Origin of the sequence: Mucilaginibacter sp. 21P, assembly GCF_019331605.1 — a bacterium.
Lineage (GTDB): Bacteria > Bacteroidota > Bacteroidia > Sphingobacteriales > Sphingobacteriaceae > Mucilaginibacter > Mucilaginibacter achroorhodeus.
Map to the genome: position 1 here is coordinate 2,740,960 of NZ_CP063061.1, position 19,713 is coordinate 2,760,672.

The following is a 19,713-nucleotide window of genomic DNA, read 5'->3' on the forward strand; positions in this document are numbered from 1 at the left end:
ATTGATTATGGCCATGGAAAAAAACTTTTTCAAACCGCGTCAGGCAGCCAATACCTCAACTGCACAATCATTTAACATCGAAAAGATATCAACCTCAGATATCGCTGTTATCGGTATGGCCGGGGTGATGCCTGATTCAGGTGACCTGGGCGAATTTTGGAAAAAAGTAGCTGGCGGTACCGATTGTGTAGTTGATTTTCCGGTAGATCGTGCGGCTGAAGCAGTGAAATATCTGAAATGGAAAACTTTGATTCAGGATGACACCGAAGTGAAATTTAAACGCAAAGGCTATTTGCGCGAGGTTGACAAATTTGATTATCGCTTTTTTAACTTCACTGCCAAGGAGGGCGAAATGATGAATCCGGCCCAGCGCATTTTCCTTGAGGTTGCTTATCACTCCATAGAGCATGCCGGTTATTCGTGCCTAAAACTTAAGAGCAGTAATATCGGAATCTATCTGGGATACACAGGCGGATCAAAAGATTACCTGAATTTTGTAAGCGAGGCTGAACCGGAATTTGCCGCCATGGCTTATCCTGCTAATATGCCATCGATTATTGCCAGCCGGTTATCTTACCTGTTTGATTTTAAAGGACCTTCTATTTTATTTGATACGGCCTGCTCATCGTCTATGGTGGCGTTTTACAGTGCCTGCCAGTCGCTCCGCAACGGAGATTGTGACATGGCCATTGCAGGGGGGATTAACCTGAGCTGGATGCCGGTTGAAGAAGGTACTGCCGGTTTGGGCATCCTTTCGGCATCCTCAAAAACCAAAACATTCGATTATACATCCGATGGTACGGTTGGCGGCGAAGGCTGCGCTGCCGTATTGCTTAAACCGCTTAACAAGGCGCTGCGGGACAATGATAATATTTTAGCGGTTGTAAAAGGCGTGGCCTGCAACCAAGACGGTAATTCAATAGGCATTACCGCTCCAAACGCGCTGGCCCAGGCAGACGTAATTGAAAAAGCCTGGAAAGACGGTAACATACAGCCCGAAAGCATCGGTTACATTGAAGCACACGGAACCGCGACAGCTCTGGGAGACCCTATTGAAATCGAAGGAATTACACATGCTTTTAAAAAGTATACTGATAGAAGGCAGTTTTGCGCTATCGGTTCCGTAAAATCCAACATCGGTCATCTTAACTCGGCTGCAGGTATCGCCGGGATTATAAAAGCCATACTGAGTTTGAAAAATCAGCAAATTCCGCCGTCGCTGCACTTTGAACGTCCAAATGATAAAATCAATTTCGAAGAATCGCCGGTTTTTGTTAACACACGGCTGATTAACTGGTTGGCAGGTGATACACCCAGAAGATGTGGCGTAAGTTCGTTTGGCATGAGCGGCACTAATAGCCATGTTATATTGGAGGAAGCGCCAGAAATTTCACTTAAAATTAACCCGGAGATCCCTCTTTTATTTGCCTTATCTGCGCGCAACAAAGGGGTTTTGTTAAACCTTGTTAAAGCTTACAGCAAATATATAGAACAGCTACCGCCGGAAACCCAATTAGCCAATATTTGCTTTACCGCTACCGCCGGCCGCGATCACCATGAACATCGCATTGTTTTCCAGACAAGCAGCCTGACAGATTTTCATCAAAAAATTAAAGAGCTGGAGGCGTCCGATGATTGGTATACGCTTGCTGCAAAAGGTATTTTATACAACAGCCTGGAAAAAAACAAGGAATTCCAAACTCATAATCGGCAAAACAACAATAGGCTGAACGCCATAAACGCCGGCAACGCAAACCACTCCACCCGCGATCAGCAGCAGGCCCTGTTTGCCATCCGTTACCTGAATGGAGAACCTGTTGACTGGGCCGAATTGTACCAGGGCATAGCCGTTAGGCGGGTTGAAATTCCTCTTTATCCATTTGAGCGTAAACGCTGCTGGGTAACCTGTCCTGATGCTGAAAATAACTTCCCGGTTGATAAGAACGATTATGCAGCGAAAAGCCAGCCTGTAGAAACCACCTCAAATATAACGTGTAGTCCACAGCCTCAAAAAAATGATAATATGACTTTGCTTGAAATCTTAAATGTGCAATTACAGGTGATGTCGCGGCAACTTGAAATGGTAGCCGCCACAACTGCTGTAAATGCAGACAAACCTGCTCCTCATGACGGGATTACGGTGAATGAAGTTATTCCGGCAGTTGTTGGTGAACCAGTGGCTACCCCGGTTTCAGTAAAACCAGGCATCGCTTATCAGCAGGCCATGCAGCCGCGTGAAGAAGGCTTATCGCAGGGGCAGAAACAATATGTTCAGCAATTAATTAAATCATTCAATGCAAAAACAAGCACCTCAAAGCAGCTTATTCAGCAGCAACGGGTAAATTATGCAAACAACCGGTTGGTTGCCGGCTACACCAACACCTACAAGGAAATGATGTATCCCATCCTGATTGACGAGGCGAAAGGGGCGCATATCACCGACGTGGATGGAAATAAGTATATCGATTTTTGCATGGGGTTTGGCGTGTACCTGCTTGGTTACACTCATCCAGAAGTGTCTAAGGCCGTAGCCCAACAATTAGATAAAGGTGTTTACCTGGGTCCAATGTCGCCGCTTGCCGGCGAGGTGGCGCAATTGGTGTGCGAAATGACAGGTGTTGATCGCGTTGCCTTTTATAACTCAGGTACTGAGGCAGTCATGCTTGCCTTGCGGTTAGCACGTGCGGCTACTTCTAAAACTAAAATTGTAATGTTTTCGGGCTCCTACCATGGCACCTATGATGGTGTTTTGGCACAGCCTGATAAATTTTCGAAAGAACATAAGGCGGTTCCCAAGTCTACCGGCATCGCGCAATCTGTTTTAGATGAGGTGATCCTGTTAGACTACGGCACCCCTGAATCGCTGGAAATTATTAAGAAACACGCGCATGAGCTGGCGGCTGTCTTGGTAGAACCTGTTCAGAGCCGCCGCCCGGAATTTCAACCTAAAGAATATTTACTTGAGCTTAGGGCAATTACCGAAGAACTTAAAGTACCGCTGATTTTTGATGAAATCATTACCGGTTTTCGGATCCACCCGGGTGGTGCGCAGGCTTGGTTCGGCATCAAGGCCGACCTGGTTACTTATGGAAAGATTCCGGGAGGAGGCCTGCCGATAGGTATTATTGGCGGCAAAGCCGAATTTATGCATGGCGTTGATGGCGGAATGTGGCAGTTTGGCGATGATTCACAGCCCAAATTTGATCACCGTAAGACTTTTGTGGCCGGTACGTTTTGCCATCACCCTTTAAGTATGGCTGCCGCTAAAGCGGCGTTACTGCACCTGAAAACAAACGGCGGTGCTTTACAACATGATCTGAATTGCAAAACAGCCGCCATGGCGGCCGAACTCAATGCCTTTTTTAAGCAGGAAAAGTTTAATGTTAAAATTGTGAATTTTGGTTCGCTATTCCAGGTTCGTACCAATTACGATCTTTCCCTTATTGTTTACCACTTTTTAAACAACGGTATTTACGCTTGGGAAGGTATGACTTTTTTTATATCTACCGCCCACACCGAGGCAGATATCACTTACCTGATAAAGGCTTTCAAAGATACGTTGCGATTACTGCGGTATGAAGGTTTCATACCTACTCCTGATAACCCCGATGAAATTAACATTGCCCAAACCGACCGCAACCTCCCCCTAACCGAAGAGCAACGTCGTCTTTGGTTTGCCGCCAAAGCAGATAAGGCCGCGTCTGTCGCTTTCCATTCAGTAAGAGTTATTGCGGTTGATGAAAAACTTAATGAAAAGGCCTTTTCAAAGGCAATAGATAGGTTGATCAATCGCCATGAAATACTCAGGACCATTCGGATTGATGGCGATCAGCTATACATTAATGATGCGTTTAAATACCAGGTAGGTTACTTAAATGTAGCAGGCGAGGCGCAGTCCAGTCAAAGGGTTGAAGAGATTAAACACCAGGTGTTTGATTTTGATAATGGACCTTTTTTTCGCATAAAGGTTATTAAGCGAAATGATGACCAATTTTCAGTTATCGTAGTCGTACACCATATTATTGCCGACGGATGGTCGATAAACATAATCCTCGAAGAGATTGCTGCCTTGTATGAGGCTTATAGTAAAAATGAGGAACCTGCCCTTGCTTTGCCGGTTAATTTTGGTGACTACATCAATTGGACTGATAATGTCTATAATTCAGCCAAAAGCGGTGATTCCAGAACTTACTGGATCAAACAATTATCCAATGATGTGCCGAAAGTAAATATCCCGGAAGAGGTTGTAAAAACCGAATCGGCTTTTAAGGGTTGCAGCTACGTGTTTAAGATGAGTGAGGAACTGACTACCCAACTGACAGCACTTGCCAAGAAAGAAAAATGCACTCTTTTTATGGTGACACTTTCGCTCTATATCCTGTTCCTCAACAAAATATCAGGTTCTAAAAAGCAGTTGTTGGGCATCCCGTCGTCAGGCCAGCTGAATATGGAAGCTGATAGCCTGGTGGGGTGCTGTGTACAGATGCTGCCGCTGTATAGTGACATTGATACATCGCAATCGTTCAGCGATTTCCTTGCCGATGTAAGGAACAAGTGGCTGGATCTTTATAAGCACCGTAACTTCCCGTATCCTAATTTAACCAGGGACGGGCTAAGCGATACGCCTGCAATTAACTTTGCTTTCAATATGGATGCTCCACTGAGCATCCGCATAGACGACCAGAGTGGCGACGGGCGTGATAGGATTTATAAAAAAGAAGGCGAAACCAATAAATACAAGCTGTTTCTTAATGTGATTAAAATGGCCGACAGGTTAAAATTCACCTTTCAGTTTAACAGCAGCATTTTTGATGAGGAATTAATGACGCAATGGATTCAGGGTTTTGAAAATATAACCGAAAAAGCCGTGGCTGATCCAAAAGCAAGCCTTGCCGATTTCTATCCTGTCATTACGGAAGTATACTCTATATCAGCTTTTAAAAATGCTACCAGAGTATTAAATAAAAACGTCAATACCTTTTGGAATAACAGGAATGATGAAGTTGTAAATAGCCCGGTATGGATTCATAACGGCGTGGTGATCTCGCTGAATCAGCTTAGACAAAAGGTTTGCAATGTTGCCCACAATATCAAAAACCGGATACCAAATGAAAACGGCATTGTTGGCATAGCATTGAGTAATTTTGAGGAAATGATTTGCTGTGTTCTGGGGCTGAAACAGGCAGGGTTGAATTATAGATTTTTCTCATCAGGCGAAATTGAAGATAATGACAGCCAGCTCACAGATGAGGTCATTACAGCGATTGTAACCCATGTTGCATCGCAGGGGGCAAAAATAAAAGGCGTTAACAGCATCGACTATAAAAAACTTATTGCCAATAATTTTTTCAGGTTAGATTGCCGAAGGTTTGAGCCTTTAAATGCCACCATGCTTGAGGATAAAGCAACCTACTACCAAGACCTGGTTAAAGCGTTCAAACTATCTAAAATAGGTTGCCTGCGTTTAATATCGCAGGGCCTGGCGCCTGACCTTTTGTGCGACATTGCCTTGTTAGCGCTGTTTACCGGGAAAAAAGTTGATATCTACACGGATGTTGAAAGTGCCATTAAAAACAACTTCGATACCAAATCATGCGCCTGGGTGCTTCACAAAGATATTTTTAGCCAGTGGCTCAAAACCAGCAACCGGCACCTGGCCAACAACCTGCTGGTAATCGGTGAATCGCCTTTGCTTGGCGAGCATGTCAGGCAATGGGCGGGTTTGAGCGGTAAGTTTAACTTGCATTATGCATACTATTCGAATGCCATCGGACGACTGGTAACCGGTTTCAAAGTTACTGCCAGCCAGCAAAACCAACCTGTGCTTAGCATCGGCGAATTATTAAGCACTGCCGGGTTTAACATATTAGACGATAACCTGAAACCGGTAATGACGGGTGTTTTTGGGATCTTGTACAAAATCGAAGCCGAAAATAATATTTTCACTCCTGTTGTTTATAACTGCCGTAGCCGCAAAAACCGGTCGCTTGAGATCAACTATGCCGCCGGTGACAATTCAGGCAAAATTGTACGTCATGCGATTCTTAAAGATTTGATCAGTACCGGCGATCACGTTGATGATGTTTTCTTTATGGGCGAGGACAGCAGTTTTACCGCTTACGTAAGTTTTATCAATGATAAAAACTCGAATTTGTATAATCTTCAGAAGCATCTTAAAAGCTATTTTAAGCCCGAATATTTGCCTGCGCGTATCATAAACACTAAAGATAAATTACCCGATACCCCACAAACTGCCGCAGTTGAAATTGCAGACGAATTTGAACAAAAACTGCTTACTATATTTCGCGCTGTTTTAAATAATAACGGCGTAGATATCAATGATGATTTTTTTGAATACGGTGGCAACAGTTTGCGTGCAATACAGGTTGCGTCGCGTATTTACCAGGCCCTGCATGTGCGGGTGCAACTGAGAAAAATATTTAACAACCCTACGGTTAAAACCTTGGCCGATAACATCCGGAACGATGAAAAAAGGGTGTATCATAATATCGTGCCAGTTGCCATCGGCAAAAACTACGAGTTATCGCACGCGCAAAAGCGAATGTGGATCCTCGATCAGGTTGAAAAAGGCCAGGTTGCTTACCTAATTACGAAAAGCTTAATTATCGATGGCGACTTTAACAGCAAGGCATTTGAGCGTGCTGTCGAAGAATTGTTTAAACGACATGAAAGCTTACGTACAAACTTTATTACTATCGGCGGTGAGCCCGTCCAGCAAATCAACCCCTATACCGCGGAGCGCTACACCATAGACCTTACTGATCTCACTAAATTGACCGATAAGGAGGAGGCTTTAAAACAGATTATCGATACGGAAACAAAAAGCCCAATGAATTTATCGGCTGATGCTTTGTTCCGTGTTAAAGTCGTACAGTTGACAACTAAAAAAATTGTCTTGCTGATGACTATTCACCACATCATCGCCGATGGCTGGTCCATGGAAATCCTGATCAATGACCTGACTGTGTTTTACAACGCCTTTAAGAACAACGAACCTAACCCGCTGCCATCACTTGCTATTCAATACAAGGATTTTGTGGACTGGCAAAATAATCGCTTCGAAGAAGCCGAATTGCAAAACAATCGTGCCTATTGGCTTAGCCGTTTTGAAAAAGGTATACCCGTATTGGACTTACCTACAGATTTTCCACGTCCGGCTAAACGGAGGTTAGTGGGCGGAAGGGTACCCTTTACCTGGAATAAGGACTTATCGGCAAAAATATTCGCTATCAGCAGATCTTTCCATACCAGTATATTTACAACCCTGCTAACGTTTACCAAACTGTTGCTGCATAAGTATTCAGGCCAAACGGATATCATTATCGGCTCAACCACTGCCGGTCGTGAGCATCCGGAGTTGGAGAAACAAATAGGCTTGTTTGCCAACACGCTGATGTTCAAAACAGAATTTGATGCTGGCGATTCATTCAGTGAGTTTTTACTGAATGTTAAAAACGTAACTTTTGATGCTTACGAACACCAAAATTATCCTTTTAACAAAATCGTCGAGGATTTGAATGTCCCGCGTGATACCAGCCGCTCGCCGCTGTTTGATGTAATGATAGAGCTTGATGATGTAGATATCGAGTTTACCACAGGAGGAGATGTTGAGGAACTGCAGCTTGCCTATTACGAACCGGAAACTGCAGCATCAAAATATGATTTAACTTTCAGGTTTAATGCCGGTGATACCGTTTTTGGCTGCGTGGAGTTCAGTTCGGATCTGTTTAACAGGGATACCGTTGAACGATTAATAGCCGGCTTTGCCCAATTGGTTGAGGAGGTTGATGCCGATATTAACAAGCCAATAGCTACTCTCGGAATGCTTTCGCCAAAGGACAAGCAACAATTGCTGAGCGGTTTCAATAACACTGCAGCAGCGGTAGACTGGAACAATTCGGTACAGCAGCGCTTTGAAAACACCGCCAAAATTTTTGCCGGGCAAACTGCCATTCAATTTGGCAATGTTCAACTTAGTTATCAGCAGCTTAACGACCGGGCGAACGCTTTGGCTGCCCATCTGCAAAATCAGTATAATATTGGTGTAGGGGATAAGGTTGCCATTATAGCCGAACGTTCGGAATTGATACCGGTGGCGTTGATGGGCATCCTTAAATCGGGCGCGGCGTTTGTACCGGTTGATCCGGAAACACCTGAAGAACGCAGAAATTATATCTTAAATAATGCCGGTATCCGCCTGGTGTTAACCGATACGAACTTTATGTTTCAATTTGCAGATAACGATCATTTACAGTTATTTGTAATGGATATTGAGTTGGATGGCCTGCCGTCAATTATCGGCGATGTACCTGAAGCGGGCTCGTCCGATAACATTGCCTACCTGATTTACACATCCGGATCAACCGGCATGCCAAAAGGGGTAGAAGTAAGACGTCGCAACCTGCTAAACTACCTGAACTGGGCTAACCATTATTACTGCAACAACAAGTCAGGTAAAACATTTGCTTATTTTACATCGCTCGCCTTTGATTTAACTATCACAAGCATTTTTACTACACTGCTACGCGGTGATAAAATAGCGGTGAGTAACAAAAAGAATGTTTCCGAAACGCTCAAAGATATTTTCTCCACCACTTCGGATGTTGACCTGGTTAAGCTTACCCCCTCGCACATCCGCTTGCTGGGCACACTTGGCCTAAATGAAACCAAGGTATCGCAGGTAATTGTGGGCGGAGAGGCGCTTACTAGGGAGCAGATCCTTATTCTGCGTAATCTAAACAACAATATCAAAATTTACAATGAATATGGTCCAACGGAAGCCACCGTGGGATGCATCACTAAAGAGATAGGCTTTGCCAACAAACCTGTTTTGATAGGCAAGCCTATTGATAATACCCAAATTTATATCCTTGATGAACAGCTCAGGCTGGCTCCGCAAGGTGTGCCTGGCGAGATATACATCGGCGGCGCAAGCGTTGCCCGTGGATATGCAGGAGATGAGGAACTTACTAAGCAACGCTTTATCTCTAATCCCTTTAACGCTAACGAGGTGATTTACAAAACCGGCGATATAGGTAGATGGAACACCGCCGGCGAAATTGAATACCTGGGCAGAAACGATGACCAAGTTAAAATTAACGGCCACCGTATAGAGCTGCGGGAGGTTGAATCGATACTGCTGGGTTTTGAATTGATAGCGCAAGCCATTATTGAGCCGGTAAGAGACCCCGAAGGCTCCTTGTTACTGGCTGCCTATTATGTTAGCACGGCCAATTTAACCATTAGTGATTTGCTGAAGCATTTGCAGCAGCGCTTGCCTCAATACATGCTGCCATCGTTCTTTATTGCGATTGACAGCATTCCTGTCACGGCCAATGGAAAGGTTGACAAAAAAGCACTGCCCAACCCGTTTACAGATCGCAACCATCCGCTACGCACGTACGTTGCACCGGTAACCAACAATCAAAAGAAGCTGATCAAAATTTGGGAACGCGTTTTAGGAATTAATGGAATAGGTATCCGGGACAACTTTTTTGAACTGGGAGGCCACTCATTAAAGGCTACGCAGATCCTTTCGGATATATTCAAGGAGTTTGCCGTGAATCTGCAGCTGGATGAGATATTCAACAATACAACGATTGAGAAACTGGTTCAATGCCTGGATACTACTGAACAGACTTTGTATTATGATATTGCGCCAGTAGAAGAGCGTAGCTATTACGAACCATCTTACGGCCAGGAACGAATTTGGGTGCTTAACCTTTTAGAAGATAATCAAACGGCTTATGTAATACCTGATGCCTTTGTGTTTGACGGCGCCTTGGACGTTGATGCTTTCAGTAAAGCATTTAAAGTGCTTGTTCAGCGTCACGAAAGTTTAAGAACCTCATTTGCACTCTTTGAGGGCGAACCCAAACAATGCATCCACCCGGCAGAAGATTTTACCTTCACGATTGAATACACCGATCTGATTAACAACTCCGCCGCCTGGGAAATTATCGGCAATGAAGTTCTGCGCGAACGTAACCAGCCATTTGATCTGGAAAAGGGCCCGCTGATCCGTGCCCGTTTGTTTCGTATGCAACCACAAAAACATGTGTTTTTACTTACGCTGCACCATATCGTCTCAGACGGATGGTCATTCGAAGTTTTGGTTAGCGAAGTTTCGAAACTTTACGACGCTTTTGCGCAGGGATATGAAAATCCTTTACAACCGCTTAAAATTCAGTATAAGGATTATGCCAACTGGTACCAGCAACAACTTTCGGGGCAGCGCCTTGATGAGCACCGCAACTTTTGGCTCAAATACCTCGATGGTTATGCTGAAACGCTCGAAATACCTGCCGACTACCATCGCAAACCACAAAGAACCTACAATGGTGGCACGGTAAAATTTGCACTCGATCAACAATTGACAGAGAAAATCAAGAAGTTTGGGCAACAGCATTCGGCAAGCGCATTCATGACGCTGTCGGCCGTAATTAACATCCTTATCTACCGGCACACCCGTGCTAAAGATGTAGCTATAGGTTTCCCGATAGCCGGTCGCGGGCACGCCGATCTTGAAAATCAGATAGGGCTGTACCTGAATACACTTGCATTAAGGGTGCAATTTGAGAAAGAAGATACCATAGATATGTTGATTGAAAAAGTTAAACGTTCAACGCTTGATGTTTATAAATATCAGCTTTATTCGTTCAACCGCATCATCAGCGACCTTGATATAGAACGCAAGCCAAACCGGTCGCCGATATTTGATATTGGGATCACCTGGCAAAATCAAATGGAGATGAACATTTCGGCCCAAACCGATTTTAAAGGATTGAAAATAAGCCAACTTGAAGAGGAATGCACCATTGCCAAACACGATTTGTGGTTTTACGGATCTGAACTGAATGAGTGTTTCGGTTTCAGGCTTCGTTATAATACCGATCTCTACAAAAAGGAAACGATTGAACGTGTGCGCAATGATTTTGTCAAGATTTGCGAAATAATGACCGAAGACCCGGGAATAAGCATTGCCGATATAGTTTCTGAGCTTACCTGCAACAATAACCTTATCGAAGCTATTACGGCGATAAATAGTAACCTGTCTGAAGACTTCTGACCAATATTAACCTTTTAAAAGTTATGAAATCATCTGAATTTACCGGCGCGCCGTTAAAAATAACGACGCGCGAACTTCCGCTGACCGTTCAGTTTGACGAAACTATTCAGCCCGAAGAATTGATTGTTTGGCTGAATAATAACCGCGTATCATTAGAAGATCAGCTACTTCAATATGGTGCCGTCAGGCTTAAAAATACAGCCATCAGCAGCGTGCATGATTTTGATCGCCTTATCGCCGCTATCAGTATTGGCGAGCCGATGGCCTACGTGGATGGGTTTTCACCACGCACCAAGCTAACGTCGAATACCTACACCTCAACCGAATATGATGCCGATTTCAATATCACACTGCATAACGAGTTGTCGTATTCTGCAAAATGGCCGTCGAAGCTTATTTTTTGCTGTATCACCCCCTGCGAAACCGGAGGCGAAACTACCATTGCCGACTGTCGTAAGATACTTACCAGTTTCAATACCGAGTTATTGGCAGAGTTGAGGGAAAAAGGTGTTCGCTATGTACGCAATCTCCATAGTGGTGAGGGCGCAGGACCATCGTGGCAACAAACTTATGAAACCGACAGCCGCCACTACGTTGAACAATTTTGCCGCGATAGCGATATCCGTTTTGACTGGAAGGATGATGGTGGGATCAGGCTGGTACAGCATCGCCCGGCGGTGATTAGACACCCGTTAACAAACGAGGAAGTTTGGTTTAACCAGGTTGACCAGTTTCACCCTTCGCACATGGATGAAGAAATTTACGAAGCGTTGATGATGATGTACGAAAATGAAATGGATTTGCCTATGTATGGCTCGTTTGGCGATGGCAGTTCAATTAGCACAGAGAAAATCCAGGCGATAAGAAAAACGGTAGACAGCAACATCGTAAAAAATAGATGGGAAAAAGGAGATCTGCTGATTGTTGACAATGTTTTGGTTTGTCATGGTCGTAGCTCCTACACCGGCAACCGCAAAATACTGGTCTCAATGACCTGAAGAATCTTAGTATAAACTTATAGTAAACGTTTGAATATCCCTATGGAACCTGAAAAGTACACCGTGAGCGGTTACGACGCTACCCGTGCTTCTAACTATGACGATGAATCCAAATTAGACAAAGGCAATCGCGAACTGCACAGGCAATATTTGTATGATGTATTGTTGTTTAACAACAAAACGCCAGGATCATTTCTGGAATTAGGTTGCGGAACCGCCTACTTTACCGATGTTTTTTATGAATTGTACCCTAACGTAAAAGGTGTTCTTGTGGATGGCTCAAAGGAAATGCTTGACATAGCAGCCGAGAAATTTACTGATCCGGGCACCAGGGCGACGTTTAAGCACTATCTGTTTGAGTACCTTGACTGGGACGACATCGGAACAGGTTTCGATATCATATTTTCATCCATCGCCATCCACCACTTGAACGATAAAGAGAAGTGGGATTTGTTCCACCAGATTTACAACAACCTGGCTCCGGGGGGGATTTTTATCCTGTACGACGTTTTTCGGCACCCTAACCCCAAAAGCTTTGAAATATTGGAGTACCTGGCCTGTATGGATAGCCGGCGCAAGCTGGTGGAAGATATTGGTATTGACCTGGACTTAGAAGAGTTAAAAATAGAAAACATTATCAGCAACGACCGGAGAATTAAATTGGCCGAAGGTGATAAGGAAGCCAGCCTAGAACATCAGCTGCTCCATCTTAACAAAGCCGGCTTTGCAGACATAACCACTTTCCTGCAGGACGCCCGTTTTGCGGGCACCATCGCTTTCAAAAATTAAAACCTTTATCCGGTTTTCACACCGGTATCATATTACGAAAAATCAAAATAGTCCTTTTAATCATCATAAGGTATGAACAAGCAATTAGTACACTCAAGATTTGAAGATATTGCTTCCAGATTTGGAAATAAGATAGCTATTGAATCGCCCGGGCAATCTATTAACTATACCGATTTGAATGCGGCGGCCAATAAAATTAGCCATGCTCTAACTGAAAATGGCTTTAGTATAGGAAAAATAGCTGGCGCGTACTTTGATAGTAGCATTGAATATGTTGCAAGTTTATTGGGTATAAATAAGGCAGGCGGCGCTTTTATGCCGCTCGAACCTGATTTTCCGGTTAAAAGATTAGTGAACATTCTAAATGATACAGCTCCGCAGGTGCTCATCGCCCATCCGCAGCAGTTAACAAGCCTGCTGAATGTGATTGCCGATACCGAACTGAAGATTGTAATTGAGCGCGTGCTTACTGTTAATTATGAGAACGAGGAACTGCTGATTAACGTTTATGACGAAAAGGGCCGATTGCTTGAGGCGTTTGATTTTTCGGAAGATGACTTAAATATCGAACTCGACGGCAACCAAACCAACTATATTATTTACACATCAGGTTCTACAGGTACACCCAAAATCATTGAAGGATGCCATAAAGGCCTAAGCCATTTTGTAAGCTGGCAAATAACCGAATTCGATCTTAACGATGCAGTTAAGATCAGCCAATTGGCTCCTTTGTCTTTTGACGTTAGCTTCCGCGATATTTTTGTGCCGTTATTAGCCGGCGGTACGCTTTGCATCCCGGATAAAACTGCGCGTTTTCAACCACCTGCGCTGTTAAAATGGCTTATTTCATCGGGTATTACGCTAATACATTGTGTGCCAACCTTGTTCAGGTTATTAACAGATGAAGTTTTGGCTATCGGTAAAACCGATATAGCCCTTGGCGAGCTCAAATATATTCTGCTTGCAGGCGAGCCTTTATTTGGCCGCGATGTTGAAAACTGGCGTAACGCTGCTGGTTGCGGTGCCGAGCTGGTCAATATTTACGGACCGTCTGAAACAACGCTGGCTAAAATGTTTTACCGTGTTAAAGATCAAAGCATCAAAGCAGCGTCTGTGGTGCCGCTGGGCAAAGCCATCTCAAATACGGCGATCATCATTTTAAACGACGGCAAGCTTTGCCAGGTTGGCGAGCCAGGACGAATCTACATTAAAACACCTTTCAGAACAAAAGGCTACTATAATAACCCAGGGCTTACACGCGAACGTTTTATTCAAAATCCGCTGCATAACGACTTTGAGGATATTATTTATGATGCCGGCGATCTTGGCAAGTATCTGGACGATATGAATGTTGCTTTCCTTGGCCGAACAGATAACCAGGTTAAGGTGAGGGGCAACCGTGTAGAACTTGTCGAGGTTGAGAAAGTTCTAATATCCTATGAAGGTATCAGCGCCGTAGCCGTGGTTGTAGCAAACAACGAAAATGCCGATGACGCTATGCTGGCCTGCTACTATACCGGTAAAAAGATCGATGATACCAGTATTAAAAACTACTTGTCAAACTACCTGTCGCAATATATGCATCCATCGTGCTACGTGCACATGGATTCATTCCCGCTAAACAGTAGTGGCAAGGTTGATAGAAAGGCCTTGCCTGCCCCGGTTATTACCGTAAAAAACGGCTACGAAGCGCCTGTAAACGATGTGGAACGCAAATTGGAGGAGATATGGAAAGGGGTGCTTAAAGTGCCGCAGGTTAGCCGCGACGAATCGTTTTTTACCATCGGCGGCTCGTCTTTAAAAGGTATCAAAATTATCTCTAAAATTTATAAAGAGCTTAATGTGCTAATTAAGCTTCCGGATTTGTTTGTGAGCCCTACCATTAAACAACTGGCAGAGATCATAAGAAAAACCAATGAAAAACCTTACAACGAGATCCCTGCGTTGGCCAAAAAGGACTATTATGATTTATCGCACGCACAGCGCAGGCTTTGGATTCTTAGTCATTTTGAGGAGCAGCATTTGGCTTACAATATGCTGTACGCTTATAAATTTAAAGGTAACCTGGAAGTTAATGCGCTTGAAAGTTCATTGAAAACCATTGTTGACAGGCACGAGATATTCCGTACCGTTTTTGAAGAGGTTGATGATGAACCAAAACAACGTGTAATTTCAACAGCCGATTTTGATTATGAGTTAAATCGCGAGGATTTGCGTTTGCTGAATGATCCGGAAGCGAAGGCAAGACAAATTGCCGAAGATGAATTTAAAAGACCGTTCAGTTTGCAATTCGGCCCGCTCTTCCGTACAACTTTGCTGTACATGCCTAATAACGACTATGTGTTCATCTTCTCAATGCACCACATCATCAGTGATGGCTGGTCTGTAAATGTTTGGATGAAAGAGCTTGTTCAATTATACGAGGCTTACACTAAAAAGCAGCAGAGCCCGCTGAAACCGCTTCGTATTCAATATAAGGATTATGCCGCATGGCAAAACAACCTGCTTGCCGAAAAAAAGCAATCGGAATATCAGGCATACTGGCTAAAACAATTTGCCAACCCCGCCCCGGCCTTGGATTTACCCTCAGATTTGCTGCGCCCAGCTGTTAAAACGCACAACGGAAGGCATTTTTCATGCCGCGTTGGAAGTGATGTATTGACGCCGTTAAGACAGCTCTGCAATAAAAACGAAGCCACTTTGTTTATGACTCTCCTGGCGACCTTTAAGGTGTTGTATTTCAAACTAACCGGTCAGGATGATATTACTATCGGCACGCCTATTACAAGCCGGGAACACGTGGATTTGGAAGACCAGATTGGGGTATTTGTAAACACGCTTGCGTTCCGTACCCAGTTTAATGGCAATGACAGCTTTAACCAGGTGGTGCAGAAAGTTAAAAGTGTTACAAGCGAAGGCTATAAATATCAGAATTATCCGTTTGATTACCTCATAGATCAGCTACAGCTTACCCGCGACATGTCACGTTCGCCGCTTTTTGATACTATGGTGGTATTGCACGATAACAAAACCGCTGGTGGATACTCTATCAATGATTTGAGCGGACTTGAGGTTGGCAGTTTTTATGTTAAGCCTGAAACAACAAAGTTTGATATCAACTTTAATATCACCGAATGGGATGACTACCTGAGTATCAACGCTGAGTATAATCGTGATGTATATTCTGAAGCGGCCATGACCAATATTTTCAGAATTTACCTGAATCTGCTTGAACAGATAGTGCAGAACGTAAATAAACCTATAAAACAACTGCCGGTGGTAGATATCGAGATGGCCGGCGCCATTATGGCCGTGAACCCACCAACCCGCAGGTTTGCAGGCAACTTTAACCTGGCTGAATTGTTTGAATTGCAGGTCTGCATGACACCTGATAACATTGCCGCCCGCGATTTTGAAAATTCCCTTACCTATGTTGAGTTGAATGAGCAGGCAAACGCGCTGGCCTATAATCTCATCAATAAGCAGGGAGTGGCTGTTGGCGATACTGTGGCGCTGTTGCAGGACCGCTCTTTTAATTATATCATATCCGCATTAGCAGTGCTCAAGGCTGGCGCTGCATTCGTTCCGGTAGATATTAATTATCCCGTCGAAAAAATTTCCGCTTTGCTTGACGACCTGAAGCCCAAAACGATACTTTCGTTATCCGTTTATGCCAATACCGTGAGTGGCTATGACATAGTTTATGTTGATGAAATAGAGAAAGCTACGGCCCTGGGCAATCCGGTAAGAAAGATAAATATTGAATCTTTAGCTTACATTATTTACACATCAGGTTCAACCGGTATCCCAAAAGGTGTTGCCGTACCGCATTCAAGCTTTACAAACTACATTAAATGGGCAAACCAGTATTATTTTAATAATGAGCGAGGTTACAGTTTTGCCTTTAATACCTCTGTGTCATTTGATTTAACGATCACAAGCTTGTTTACCACGCTGTTGCGTGGCGACACAATTGTGGTTTACGATGGTGAAATGGATGTAAACGACACTTTGCAGGCTATCTTCAATCCAGGATCGGGTGTAGATGCCGTCAAACTTACCCCATCGCATATCAGCGTCTTGCAAAACTTAGATTTGCCGCACACCGATGTAAGTATTGTAATTGTAGGCGGCGAGGCCTTCCACGTAGAACAGGCATTGCAATTACAAATGCTGAACCCTGAAATTAGGATATTTAACGAGTATGGCCCTACGGAAACTACTGTTGGCTGCACGGTTAAAGAGGTAACCAATACCAACGAAAGGATAACCATTGGTACCCCGATTGCCAATACGGATATCTACATTCTTAACGATGACGGCCAAATATTGCCACCAGGCGCAAGGGGCGAGCTCTTCATCGCCGGGGCCGGTGTGGCTCGCGGTTATTACAAAAACGATCTGCTCACGGTAACCAAATTTGTGGATAACCCTTTTAACCACAATTACAGCAAGATGTACGCCAGCGGCGACGTGGGTTTCCTGAACTTTAAAGGCGAGTTTGAGCTGGCTGGTCGTAGAGATCGCCAGGTAAAAATACACGGACATCGTATCGAGTTGGAGGAAATTGAGAGAGCACTGCTTAAATTAGATAACATCAGTGAAGCTTTTGTTACTGTTTTCAAGGATGAAGAGGGCGAGGACAACATGATCGCCTATCATGTTTCATCGGTAGCATTAAATGCTCTCGAAATCCGCCTGGCGCTTAAACAGCGTTTGCCTCAGTACATGATACCGCTTTATTATCATGCTATCGATTCGTTCCAGCTTACGGCTAACGGAAAGGTTGATGCCAAGGCCCTTCCTAACAGTTTTATAACAAAAGCACAGGTTTCCAAACCTTACGTGGCGCCATCAAACAGCACAGAGAAAGCGCTTGCCAGCATCTGGGCATCGGTACTTAACCAGGAAAATGTTGGTTTGGACGACGACTTTTTTGAACTCGGCGGCCACTCGTTAAACGCTACGCGGATCATTAGCCGCATTTCGAAAGAGCTCGGCTTAAGGCTCTCCCTTAAAACTATCTTCACCCACCCTACCATCCGCACGCTTGCATTACAGGTTGGCATATCTGAGTGGCTACACGAACAAACGCAAGACCAGGTTGCTGAAGTATCTGCCGACACAGAAGAAGTTTACATTATCTGATCGTTATAAATTTACACTTACACACTCTTTTAAAATCTGCTGATATGGAACAGTTGATGTATTTAAAACCTAATGTGGTTATCGAACCCTTGTTTGCCAGATGGTACGCTTGGCCTCATTTGATCTCGCCGGCTACGGCTGCTATGAATGTAGTTGGCAGGCATTTAAAAATTATGGGCTCGTATATACAGGCCCCTATGGTGCATGCAGCCGCGGTTAAAAACCCTAAACTGCTGGGTGGCCCTTTTATGGACATTCCGGTTGCAAGACTTAATGAAGTTAAAGCATTAAAAGAAAACACGCTCCGGGATCAGCAGGACCTGATCGAATTTGCGTCTGCAGTTAATGAACTTGAAAAAATGCTCAAGTCATGTTCGGGTTATTCGCTCGAACCGCTTTATGAAAAGGTGCCCGAGATACTAAAAGGTTATGTCGAATTGGTTTATGATTTAAATAATCATCCATCGTTTAGGTTCTTTGAGCATCTGCTTTATAAAAGTACATATTACAAAGCTGGGGCGCAAAGCTTATCGCTATGGGTTACCAATAATGATGAGCGCCCGTTTGTGTTAAGCACCCCTCGTCTTAATGAACCTGATGTTTTGCATTTGCCCATACCGTTTAATCATTCGTTTATTGACGAGTTAAGCCGCATGCGTCGCACGCCTCAAACACTTGAATACATCAGGGGATTAGTTAATATCGATGCAGAGCAGGAACAATTGTTCAATAGCTTATTTACTGAAAACGCACCGCCGGCGTACAGATCATACCAGGGCGGTAAATTGCGAATGAGGTATTTTGGTCATGCCTGTATACTGGTTGAGACCAGCGAGATCAGCATCCTGATAGATCCGCTGATCAGCTATTACGGTTATCAGCACGATGTAAGCCGTTTCTCGGATATGGATTTACCTGATGTTATCGATTACGTGCTCATTACGCATAACCATCAGGATCACATTCTTTTTGAAACCCTGCTGCCGCTGCGTCATAAAATTAAGAACCTGGTTATCCCTAAAAGCACCAGCGGATCATTACAGGACCCTAACCTGCGCCTGATGTTTAAAAATATCGGCTTTAAAAATGTTATCGAAATTGAAGAGATGGATCCCTTGGTTTTTGATGATTGCGAAATTACAGGTATTCCGTTCATTGGCGAACATAGTGATCTGAATATTCAGTCAAAAGTTTGCCACCACGTACGGATAGGCGAAGTATCTATCCTGTTTGTAGCGGATTCATGTAACGTATCTCCGCAGCTTTATGAACACGTGCATCGCGAAATTGGCGATGTAGATGTTATTTTTCTTGGTATGGAGTGCGATGGCGCGCCGCTTACCTGGCTATACGGCCCGCTGCTGTCTGAAGATCTTCCGCGCGATAAAGATAACTCGCGCAGGCTGGCCGGTTCAAACTACAAACGCGGAATGGACATTGTGGATGTATTTAACCCTAAAGAGGTTTACGTATACGCAATGGGGCAGGAGCCGTGGCTGGAGTTTATAAGCAGTATCAAATATACACCAGAATCAAACCCTATCGTAGCCTCAAATAAACTGGTTGAAGAGTGCCTGAAACGCAGCATCGTATCTGAGAGGCTTTATGGCGAAAAGGAGCTACTATATAATTATGAGCTGCAGCCATGGTCGGAAGAAGTTGCATAGATTGTTTTAATTCAATATTTGA

Annotated in this window: 5 protein-coding genes; all 5 read left to right on the forward strand. The window is 44.1% G+C overall.

All coding sequences use genetic code 11. The annotated features are described in order from the left end of the window. The first annotated feature begins 7 nt into the window (after positions 1–7). On the forward strand, positions 8–11,089 hold the full coding sequence (locus INP83_RS12345; RefSeq protein WP_219124367.1) for a non-ribosomal peptide synthetase: 11,082 nt from the start codon (positions 8–10) through the stop codon (positions 11,087–11,089). 23 nt (positions 11,090–11,112) lie between these two features. After that, the gene (locus tag INP83_RS12350) at positions 11,113–12,087 is read left to right on the forward strand and encodes a TauD/TfdA family dioxygenase (RefSeq protein WP_219124369.1); all 975 of its coding nucleotides are present in this window, start codon (positions 11,113–11,115) and stop codon (positions 12,085–12,087) included. A gap of 42 nt (positions 12,088–12,129) precedes the next feature. Then, positions 12,130–12,876 (forward strand): class I SAM-dependent methyltransferase, encoded by a 747-nt coding sequence (locus INP83_RS12355; RefSeq protein WP_219124371.1) that lies wholly within the window; start codon positions 12,130–12,132, stop codon positions 12,874–12,876. A gap of 72 nt (positions 12,877–12,948) precedes the next feature. Then, positions 12,949–18,024, forward strand: coding sequence for a non-ribosomal peptide synthetase (locus INP83_RS12360; protein ID WP_219124374.1), 5,076 nt, complete (start codon positions 12,949–12,951; stop codon positions 18,022–18,024). Between the two features lie 44 nt (positions 18,025–18,068). Then, on the forward strand, positions 18,069–19,691 hold the full coding sequence (locus tag INP83_RS12365) for an MBL fold metallo-hydrolase (RefSeq protein WP_219124375.1): 1,623 nt from the start codon (positions 18,069–18,071) through the stop codon (positions 19,689–19,691). The last annotated feature ends 22 nt before the right edge of the window (positions 19,692–19,713 follow it).

What these genes read in the sequence shown, in the direction of transcription:
- INP83_RS12360 (WP_219124374.1), top strand. Translation starts at nt 12,949, where the DNA reads ATGAACAAGCAATTAGTACACTCAAGATTTGAAGATATTGCTTCCAGA.
- INP83_RS12350 (WP_219124369.1), top strand. Translation starts at nt 11,113, where the DNA reads ATGAAATCATCTGAATTTACCGGCGCGCCGTTAAAAATAACGACGCGC.
- INP83_RS12345 (WP_219124367.1), top strand. Translation starts at nt 8, where the DNA reads ATGGCCATGGAAAAAAACTTTTTCAAACCGCGTCAGGCAGCCAATACC.
- INP83_RS12355 (WP_219124371.1), top strand. Translation starts at nt 12,130, where the DNA reads ATGGAACCTGAAAAGTACACCGTGAGCGGTTACGACGCTACCCGTGCT.
- INP83_RS12365 (WP_219124375.1), top strand. Translation starts at nt 18,069, where the DNA reads ATGGAACAGTTGATGTATTTAAAACCTAATGTGGTTATCGAACCCTTG.